The sequence below is a fragment of the Nocardia aobensis NBRC 100429 genome, from assembly GCF_000308375.1.
Taxonomy (GTDB): domain Bacteria; phylum Actinomycetota; class Actinomycetes; order Mycobacteriales; family Mycobacteriaceae; genus Nocardia; species Nocardia aobensis.
This window is the reverse complement of the sequence record NZ_BAFQ01000095.1, coordinates 1-8967: the sequence shown is the minus strand read 5'-3', so window position 1 is coordinate 8967 and position 8967 is coordinate 1. Positions and strand designations below refer to the sequence as shown.

At 68.2% G+C, this 8967-nt stretch carries 7 protein-coding genes; 4 read left to right on the top strand and 3 right to left on the bottom strand.

Annotated elements, in window-relative coordinates:
• Positions 1-907, bottom strand: a 907-nt coding sequence (locus RJ03_RS12595) for a molybdopterin-dependent oxidoreductase (protein ID WP_036501479.1), incomplete at its 3' end; no start/stop codon positions are given.
• A 166-nt stretch (positions 908-1073) separates the two neighbouring features.
• Here RJ03_RS12595 and RJ03_RS12590 point away from each other — a divergent pair.
• Together RJ03_RS12590 and RJ03_RS12585 are read left to right on the top strand one after the other, a co-directional pair.
• Positions 1074-2408 carry a family 1 glycosylhydrolase gene (locus RJ03_RS12590; RefSeq protein WP_036501477.1) on the top strand — a complete coding sequence of 445 codons (1335 nt, stop codon included), beginning with the start codon at positions 1074-1076 and terminating at the stop codon, positions 2406-2408.
• A 105-nt stretch (positions 2409-2513) separates the two neighbouring features.
• A complete protein-coding gene (locus tag RJ03_RS12585) occupies positions 2514-4208 on the top strand; it encodes a hydrogenase maturation protein (protein ID WP_036501475.1) in 1695 nt (564 codons plus the stop codon).
• A 64-nt stretch (positions 4209-4272) separates the two neighbouring features.
• Here RJ03_RS12585 and RJ03_RS12580 read toward each other — a convergent pair whose 3' ends face one another.
• Positions 4273-5772, bottom strand: a complete 1500-nt coding sequence (locus RJ03_RS12580; RefSeq protein ID WP_036501473.1) for a flavin-containing monooxygenase — start codon at positions 5770-5772, stop codon at positions 4273-4275.
• Between the two features lie 108 nt (positions 5773-5880).
• Positions 5881-6129: a hypothetical protein gene (locus RJ03_RS12575; RefSeq protein ID WP_157163404.1), complete on the bottom strand. Its 249-nt coding sequence runs from the start codon at positions 6127-6129 to the stop codon at positions 5881-5883.
• Between the two features lie 294 nt (positions 6130-6423).
• Between RJ03_RS12575 and RJ03_RS12570 the strand changes: the two genes are divergently transcribed.
• Together RJ03_RS12570 and RJ03_RS12565 are read left to right on the top strand one after the other, a co-directional pair.
• Entirely contained in the window at positions 6424-7686 is a 1263-nt protein-coding gene (locus tag RJ03_RS12570; protein WP_036501469.1) for a KasA/KasB family beta-ketoacyl-ACP synthase, read from the top strand.
• A 104-nt stretch (positions 7687-7790) separates the two neighbouring features.
• A partial coding sequence (locus RJ03_RS12565; protein WP_157163403.1) for a glycosyltransferase family 39 protein occupies positions 7791-8967 on the top strand: 1177 nt, incomplete at its 3' end.

The following is an 8967-nucleotide window of genomic DNA, read 5'->3' as shown; positions in this document are numbered from 1 at the left end:
GTGCCAGCGTACGGATGCGTTCGGCCGGCACCCCGGTGATCGCGGCGGCCCACGCGGGATCCTTCACGACGCCGTCGGCGGTGCCGCGCAGATATCGCGCGAACTGTTCGTAGCCGACGGTGTGGGAATTCAGGAAGGCAGTGTCGGTCAGGCCGTCGGCGTCGAGAACCTGGGCCAGCGCGAGCATCAGGGCGGCGTCGGTGCCGGGTCGCGGGGAGATCCACTCCGCCTCCGCGATATCGGCGGTGTCGTCGCGCAGCGGGGCGACGGTGACGAACCGGCAGCCGCGCCGCCGGGCCCGCTCGATCCAGTCCCTGTTGTGGTGGCGGGAGACACCGCCCGGATTGACCGCGGCGTTCTTCGGCGAGATACCGCCGAAGGCGACCACCAGTTCGGTGTGGTCGGCGATCACCGATTTGGCGGTGAAACGTCCCAGCAGCGCGAACAGGTCCCCCACCACGTAGGGCAGCAAGACCGTGGAGGTCCCCAGGCTGTAGCTGTTGACGTGGCGCACGTAGCCACCGAGGCAGTTCAGGAACCGGTGCAGCTGGCTCTGGGCATGGTGGAACCGTCCGGCGCTGGCCCAGCCGTAGGAGCCGCCGTAGACGGCTTCGGGGCCGAATTCGGTGTAGACGCGGCGCAATTCGCCGCTGAGCAGATCGAGGGCCCGGTCCCAGCTCACCGGGACATAGGCATCCCCGCCGCGTCCGGATGCGCCCGGCCCGTGTTCGAGCCATGATTTCCGGACGTAGGGCCGATCGATGCGGGTCGGATGATGGTGTGCCGAAGCCACATTGCCGATCAGCGGGGTGGGCTCCGGGTCGCCGGGCCAAGGCCGTACCGCGGTCAGCCGCTCACCGTCGCTGACGGCGTCGAACGCTCCCCAATGCGTCATATGCGTGACCATGGCCGCCACCCTAGCCGCGCGCACCGACAGTGTTCGACCGAATTCCGCAACATCTGGACACTCGCCCAATTGCGGGTGAGAATGACTGCGCCGCGTCCGGCCCTGCCGAAGCGGTGACCGGGGTTACCGTTGCCGGACCATACCCCGCCGGATACCGAGGAGTTCGATGCGCAATCTCAGCCGTCGCCAGGCCTTCGGTCTGCTCGCCGCCGGGACCGCCGCCGCCGTGGCCGGTCCCGCCGCCTTCGCCCGGGCCCGCCCGGCCGCACCGGCCACCGTGCCGAATCTGGGCGCCGACTTCCTGTGGGGTGTGGCCAGCGCCGGATTCCAATGCGAAGGCCATGCGCCCGACAGCAACTGGCTGCGGTACGTGGCCACGCATCCCGACTACGACCGCTACCACGATGCGGTCGATTTCTTCACCGGCTATCGTTCCGATATCGGCCTGGCCGCCGGGCTCGGCGTCGGCGTGTACCGCATCAGCGTGGAGTGGGCACGGGTGCAGCCGCGGCCGGGCGAATGGGACGAGGCCGGATTCGCCTTCTACGACAGCGTTCTCGACACGATGGCCGCGCACGGCATCCGCCCGATGCTGACACTGGATCATTGGGTGTATCCCGGTTGGGCCGCCGACCGCGGCGGCTGGGCGCATCCGGCGATGCTCGACGACTGGCTGGCCAACGCGCGGACAGTGGTGCAGCGCTACGCCTCTCGCGATCCGCTGTGGGTGACGTTCAACGAACCGGCGTTCTACATCGTCAACGAAACCCGCAACGGCGGGCTGTCGCCGGCGGACGTCCCGGCGATGCAGCAGCGACTGATCCAGGCGCACAACACCATCTACGACGACATCCACCGGGCGCAGCCGGGCGCCATGGTGACCAGCAATCTCGCCTACATCGTCGGCACGGCGGAACCGGTGGTCAACGGCCCGATGATCGATGCCATCGCCGCGAAACTCGACTATGTCGGCATCGATTACTACTACGGTCACACCCCGCAGGACCTGGCCCGGCTGTCGCCGGAGGACCTCGACCGATTGTGGAAGATGCCGCTACAGCCCGAGGGCGTCTACTATGCGCTGGAATACTATTCGCGCCGATTCCCCGGTAAGCCGCTGTACGTGGTGGAGAACGGCATGCCGACCGAGAACGGCGCACCCCGCCCCGACGGCTACACCCGCGGCGACGACCTGCGCGACACCGTGTACTGGCTGCAGCGCGCCAAGGCCGACGGCATCGACGTGATCGGCTACGACTACTGGTCGATCACCGACAACTACGAATGGGGCAGCTACACACCGCGCTTCGGTTTGTACACCGTCGACGTGCTGGGCGACCCCGCCCTGACACGGCGCCCCACCGACGCCGTGGACGCCTATCGCGCGATCACGCGGGCCGGCGGTGTTGCCGCGGACTACCGTCCCACGCGCGGCCCGGTGGCGTGTTCGCTGGTCGATATCCCCGGCAGCTGCGCCGATCCGGTGACCGTGCCGCACTGATCTCCCCCACCGGGTATACGGGCACCGGGCGCTGAGCTAGTTTCGGAGGGGCAAATGTTGCGGTCCGGTCACGGACCGACGAACCACCCTGATGGAGGACAGCTCGTGCGCATCCTGTTGGTCGCCAGCGCATTCAACAGTCTCACCCAGCGAGTGCATGCCGAATTGCGGGAGCGCGATCACGAGGTCGGAGTCGAGCTGGCTCTCGGCGACGACCTGCTCCGCGCCCGGGTCGCACGATTCCGGCCGGATCTGATTCTGGCGCCGATGCTCACCACGGCGATTCCCGAGGATGTGTGGACCGAACATCCGGTGTTCATCGTGCATCCGGGGCCGATGGGTGATCGGGGGCCGTCGTCGCTGGACTGGGCCATCACCGAGGGCGCGACCCGGTGGGGTGTGACGGTGCTGCAGGCGGTGGCGGAGATGGACGCCGGTCCCATCTGGGCGTCGGTGGGGTTCGATGTGGCGCCATGCGGCAAGAGCGAGTTGTATCGCAACGAGGTGTCCGACGCGGCGGTCGAGGCGGTGCTGACCGCGGTGCGCCGCTTCGCATCCGGCGACTACGTGCCCGAACCGCTGGACTACGACCGCCCCGATGTCACGGGCCGGCTGCGGCCGTTCCTCACTCAGCAGGTGCGCCGCATCGACTGGGCCACCGCCGATACCGCGACCGTGATCCGCACGCTGCGCGCGGCCGATTCCCAGCCGGGTGTGCTGGACGAACTGTTCGGCCGCGAATACTTCGTCCACGGCGGTCATCACGAGGATCGGCTGCGGGGTGAGCCGGGTGCGGTGATCGCCACCCGCGACGGCGCGATCTGCCGGGCCACCGTCGACGGTGCGGTGTGGTTGCCGCAGCTGCGCCCGCGTCGCGTGTCGGGCGGACCGGTGACGTTCAAGATGCCGGCCACCGACGCACTGGGCGCCGATCTGCCCGCCGGCGTCCCCGAAGTGCCGGTCTCCCCCGCTGAGGCGGCGGTGCGCGACACCTGGTCGGAGCTGCGCTACCACGAGGACGCGGGCGTCGGATATCTCGAATTCGCCTATCCCGGTGGCGCGATGGACACCCGGCAGTGCCGGCGGCTGCTGGCCGCCTATCGCGAGGCCTGCGATCGGCCGGTGGATGTGCTGGTGCTGGGGCCGCGGCGCGACTTCTTCTCCAACGGCATCCATCTCAACGTGATCGAGGCGGCCGCCGATCCGGCCGAGGAGTCGTGGCGCAACATCAACGCGATCGATGATGTGGTGGAGGCGATCCTCACTACCACCGACAAACTGGTGATCGCGGCGCTGGCGGGCAACGCCGCCGCGGGTGGGGTGATGCTGGCCCTGGCCGCCGATCACGTGTGGTGCCGGGAATCGGTGGTGCTCAATCCGCACTACCGGCTGATGGGCCTGCACGGTTCGGAGTATTGGACCTACACGCTGCCGCAGCGGGTGGGACCGGAGGTCGCCGCGCAGCTGACCAGCCGGACCCTGCCGGTCGGCGCGCGGGCCGCGGCGCGAGTGGGGTTGGTGGACAAGGTGTTCGACGGCTCCACCGAGCAGTTCCGGGCACAGGTTCGCCGCGAGGCCGAAATTCTCGCGGCCGCACCGGAATTGCAGAATCTACTGCTGGCGAAGAAACAGCGCCGCGCGGCCGACGAGGCGGTGCGGCCGCTGGCGCGGTATCGGGCCGAAGAGCTCGCGCATATGCATCGCAACTTCTTCGGCGACGGCGAGTCCTATCACCGGTTGCGGCGCGAGTTCGTCGCCAACACCAAGCCGCCCGCGACTCCCACGTATCTGCTGGGCTGAGGTCCCGGCCGTCCGGTCGTGGCCGTGCGCTGCCGCGACCGGACGGGGTTCCGCCGGAACAGGTTCAGGCGGAACGGGATTCGACGACCGGGCGAGCGGCCGCCGAACGGGTGCCGAAGCGCAGGATGCCGTCTTCGAGATCGGCTTTGCGCAGCAACGCGCGGTCGCGGTAGTAGTTGTTGATGACCTTCCACGGTCCGCGGCGGCCCTGACGCGGCATCACCGCGTCGCCGCGGGCGATGTAGCCGGAGGTCAGCGCGCCGCCCATCATCGACTCGGGCGCCCGGTCGGCGTCCTCGGCTTCGGCGACGAAGCTCGAATACCCCTTGGCCTTCATGTGATTGAGCAGCCGGCAGAAGTATTCGGCGGCCAGATCGGCCTTCAATGTCCAGGAGGCGTTGGTGTAGCCGATGATCATCATGGCGTTGGGCAGCCCGCTCATCAGCGCACCCTTGTAGGCGACCAGATCGCGGGTCGCGATCGGGGTGCCGTCGACATCGATCGCCGCGCCACCGAGCATCTGGATGTTGAGCCCGGTCGCGCTGACGATGATGTCGGCGGGCAGTTCCTCGCCGGATTCCAGGCGGATGCCGGTTTCGGTGAAGGTCGCGATGCGGTCGGTCACGATGGAGGCACGCCCGCTGCGCAGTACCTTGAACAGGTCGCCGTTGGGCACGATGCACAGCCGCTGATCCCACGGGTTGTAGCTGGGGCTGAAGTGACGCATGTCCACGTTGGGCCCGACGGCGACCCGCACGGCCTGCAGCAGCAGTTTCCGCGACAGGGCGGGGTTGCTGCGGGAGAGGGCGAAGCTGGCGCGCTGCAGGGCGATATTGCGGGCGCGGCCGGTCTTGTAGGCCAGCGCGGCGGGCAGTTTGGCCTTCTTCATGCCGACCGCTACGGGATCCTCGGCGGGCAGCGGCGCGATGTAGGTAGGCGAGCGCTGCAGCATGGTCACGTGCGCGGCGTCCTCGCTCATGGCCGGGACCAGCGTGATCGCGGTGGCGCCGCTGCCGATGACGACAACGCGTTTGCCGCGGTAGTCCAGATCCTCGGGCCAGTGCTGGGGGTGCACGATCTGCCCGCCGAAGTTCTCCTCACCGGGGAACTGCGGGCGGAAACCCTTGTCGTAGTCGTAGTAACCGGTGCAGCCGACCAGGAAGTTGCTGGTGTAGGTCTCGGTGTCGCCGGTCTGTTCGTCGACAGCCTCGGTGGTCCACAGTTGTTCGGCGCTCGACCAGCTCGACTTCACGACCTTGCGGCCGAAGCAGATGTGGCGGGTGACGCCGTATTCCTCGGCGGTCTCGGCGATGTATCGGCGGATGTGCGGTCCGTCGGCGAGCACCTTGGTGCCGATCCAGGGGCGGAAGCCGTAGCCGAAGGTCAGCATGTCGGAGTCCGAGCGGATGCCCGGGTAGCGGAACAGGTCCCAGGTGCCGCCGATCGCGCTGCGCCGTTCGAGGATCGCGTAGCTGCGTCCGGTGTTCTCCCGGCTGAGATGGCAGGCCATCCCGATCCCGGACAGGCCCGCACCGATGATCAACACGTCGACATGCCGCGTCATTGAGGTATCCGTTTCGTCCGAATGTCAGCCCGGACCTCGCCGTCCGGATACCCGAAGGTTACGTGTTATTTCTGGTTACGTCTAGTCGCGGCAGGGTCGGCGGCGCGGTCAGTGCATGGCCGCGCCGAGGATTTCCCCCGCTCCCGCGGTGGCCAGCCCGATCGCGACGACACCGACGGCCACCCGTGACACCGTGGCTCGCGCGACCCCCCGACGGTTCGCCAGATGGATCCAGCAACCGACCGCGATCGCCGTTGCCAGCAAATGCAACCAGATGAGATTTCGCAGCAGCGCCGTCGTCACCCCCGCGCCCGGTGGAGCCTGCGGACCCACATTGTCCAGCTGGGCAGTAAACATGTCGTGAACAGCGTTGACAGTCATCTCGGGCACGCCCTTCCCTAGCCCGTCCGGTTGGGCGCACCGCTGCGGACGCACCCATCCGTGACCCTCTACGGTACCCCTGCGGCAAATTGCTGGCATCTTCGTTTCTCGCACCCCTGCGAGTGGTGGGAGAGCTACGCTGACCCAGGCGCACCCACCGCCGGTGTGGCGGGACGGGCGGCCGATGACGGCGAGGTCATCGGAGCTCGCGGGTGCTGCCGAGTTTCGTGTCCGGGGCAATGAGGGACCGACAGGGAGGAATCGACGACCGTGCGTACGCTCGATACCGGTTTCAACACCCGCAACGGCGGCTTCCGCGAGGTAGTCGTCACCGCGCTGGAGATCACCACCTCCATCGGCGCGGATACCGAAAGTACGTGGCAGGCGCTGCTTTCCGGCGCCAGCGGGATCAAGGTCCTCACCGATGAGGAAATCCTGCGCCAGGATCTACCGAATGCCATCGGCGGCAAACTGATTCACGATCCCACCACCGATCTGGATCGGGTACGCAAGCGCCGCATGTGCTATGTCCAGCAGATGTCGTACGCGATGGGTAACCGGCTGTGGGAGACCGCGGGTGCGCCCGAGGTCGACAAGGACCGCCTCGGCGTGTGCATCGGCACGGGCCTGGGCGGCGCCGACGTCATCGTCGACGCCAACGACACGATGCGCGAGCACGGCTACCGCAAGGTGTCGCCGTTCGCGGTGCCGATGAGTATGCCCAACGGCGTCTCGGGCGTGGTCGGCGTGGAGATCGGCGCGCGCGCGAGCCTGGTGACGCCGGTGTCGGCATGCGCCTCGGGCAACGAGGCGCTGGTGCACGCGTGGCGCTCGATCGTGCTGGGCGAGGCCGACATCGTCGTCGCCGGCGGGGTCGAGGGCTACATCAACCCGATGGCGATCGCCGGATTCACCATGGCGCGCGCGCTCAGTTCCCGCGTCGACGAACCCGAACGGGCGTCGCGGCCGTTCGACCGCGACCGCGACGGTTTCGTCTTCGGTGAGGCGGCCGCGCTGCTGCTGGTCGAATCGGAGGAGCATGCGCTGGCACGCGGGGCGACACCGCTGGCCCGGCTGCTCGGCGCCGGATTGACCGCGGACGGCTATCACATGGTCGCCCCCGATCCGGAGGGCCTGGGGTGTGCCCGGGCGATGCGCCGGGCCATCGAGACCGCGGGCGTGGCCGCCGCCGATGTCGATCACGTCAACGCCCACGCCACGGGCACCTCGATCGGCGATCTGGCCGAGGCCAAGGGCATCGCCGCCGCCATCGGCACCCACCCGGCGGTGTACGCGCCGAAGTCGGCGCTCGGGCATTCGGTGGGCGCGGTGGGCGCGCTGGAGGCCGCGATCTCGGTGCTGACACTGCGTGATCAGGTCATTCCGCCCACGCTCAACCTCGACAATCAGGATCCCGAGATCGACCTCGACATCGTGCGCGACAAACCGCGACACACCGATGTGGAGTTCGCGATGAACAACTCGTTCGGATTCGGTGGCCACAACGCGGCGGTGTTGTTCGGCCGGTACTGACCGTGACGGGTTACGGCGTCCGATTCGCCCGATCGCATCGGACTCACAGCAAGTTCCAAGGGTTCGGCCAGGGTGGTCACCGGATCGGCTGAGACGCTCCCGCGGTGACAGTGACGACTGCCGACACCGCCGTGCCCGTATCGCCCGAATCGGCTCGTCCGCCGGATCCGGATCTGCCGCCGCCACGGCGCCGGGACCGGGTCGCGCTCGCGCTGCTGCTGGTCGCCACCGCGGCCGCGTATCTGTGGAACATCACGGTCAACGGGATGGGCAACGGGTTTTACGCGGCGGCGGCCTGGTCGGGGTCGCGCGACTGGAAGGCGCTGCTGTTCGGTTCGCTGGACCCGGCCAACTTCATCACCGTCGACAAACCGCCGGTCTCGCAATGGGTGATGGGGTTGTCGGGGCAGCTGTTCGGCTTCTCCAGCGCCTCGATGCTGATTCCGCAGGCGTTGATGGCGGTGGCGGCGGTCGCGCTGATGTACGGCGCGATCGCCCGCGCCACCGGCAGCCGCGGCGCGGGCCTGCTGGCGGGTCTGCTGCTGGCCCTGACACCGGTGGTGGCGTTGATGTTCCGGTTCAACAATCCGGATGCGGTGATGGTGCTGTTGATGACCGCGGCCTCCTACTGCACCGTGCGCGCGTTGCGGCACGCGAACCCGCGCTGGCTCGTATTGGCCGGTGTCGCATTGGGTTTCGCGTTCCTGGCGAAAATGCTCGAGGGGCTGATGGTGCTGCCCGCGCTGGGTGCGGCGTATCTGATCGCGGCCCCGGCGGGATTGGGCAAACGGATCGTGCATCTGCTGGCCGCGGCGGTGGCGCTGGTGGTCTCGTCGGGGTGGTATGTACTGCTGACGATTCTGTGGCCCGCCGATTCCCGGCCCTATCTGGCGGGTTCCAAGGACGACACGTTCATGGATCTGGTGCTGGGTTACAACGGTTTCGCCCGCTACCTCGGACACAACCACGCCGGACGCAAACCCTTCGAACTGCCCCCCGGCTACGAGTTGCCGCATCTGGGTGGCGGGAGCGGCGGGTTCGGGTCGGGTCCGGACCGGTTGTTCACCGGTGAGATCGGATTCGAGATCTCGTGGCTGTTGCCCGCGGCCGTGCTCGGTTTCGTCGTCGTGCTCGGCACGCGGTGGAAGTCGGCGCGGACCGATATCGTGCGCGGGGCGGCACTGGTTTTCGGGCTGTGGCTGCTGATCGACGGGGTGGCGTTCTCTGCGATGAAGGGCGGCATGCACGCCTACTACACCCTGGCCATCGCGCCCGCGGTGG

Coding starts and splice junctions, on each gene's coding strand:
- RJ03_RS12590 (WP_036501477.1), top strand. CDS start 1,074: ATGCGCAATCTCAGCCGTCGCCAGGCCTTCGGTCTGCTCGCCGCCGGG.
- RJ03_RS12580 (WP_036501473.1), bottom strand. CDS start 5,772: ATGACGCGGCATGTCGACGTGTTGATCATCGGTGCGGGCCTGTCCGGG.
- RJ03_RS12575 (WP_157163404.1), bottom strand. CDS start 6,129: ATGTTTACTGCCCAGCTGGACAATGTGGGTCCGCAGGCTCCACCGGGC.